Consider the following 668-nt stretch of genomic DNA (forward strand, 5'->3'; position numbering starts at 1 on the left):
AGCAAAACAAATTTTACAAAATGCTGTTGATAAATACAATAACTCAACTCTAAACTCTGATGATATTGACCCACAAATAAGTGACAAAAATGTGTTAAATCCACAAAATTACACAAATATCATTAACAAATTAGACAAACAAAAACTTGAAGCACAAAAAGTTAAACAAGCTAATGAAAATTACAATAATGAATTAGCAACTGTTTTATCTGATAGTGATTTTGTTGGTTATGATGGTGCTAAAGCAAAATATGAGGCACAAGTTCAAAAAGCCAAAGATGATTTAGCAGCTGCCATTAAAGCAGCAAATTTAGATCCAGCTAAATTAGTCGAGGCTTACAATAACGCCAAAGCCGCATTAGAATTAGCCAAAGAAAATGTAGCTAAAAATAAAGCAATTGATGATTTCAATAAAAAGGTTGATGAGCTAAACAAAGTTAAAGATGAATTAAGCAAAGCAACCAATAGCAAAGCTTATTCAAATTTAATTTTCAATATTAACCAAAACATCAATACTGAAAAAGAAAATGCCGACTTTGCAAATGATTTTGCGTCAGCGAGCGAAAGTCAAATTCGTACAGCTATTGCCAAATTAGGACAAGTTAAAGATGAAATTTTAACAAATCAAATTGGCATAGATAAAGCAATTAATTTATACAATAACCCAG

The 668-nt window shown here is 29.9% G+C and carries 1 protein-coding gene; it reads left to right on the forward strand.

The genetic code is table 4. The annotated features are described in order from the left end of the window. On the forward strand, positions 1–668 hold a 668-nt coding region (locus N1F73_RS03800), incomplete at both ends, for a hypothetical protein (protein WP_260360169.1).

Origin of the sequence: Mycoplasma sp. HS2188, from assembly GCF_025209835.1 — a bacterium.
Lineage (GTDB): Bacteria > Bacillota_I > Bacilli_A > Mycoplasmatales > Metamycoplasmataceae > Mycoplasmopsis.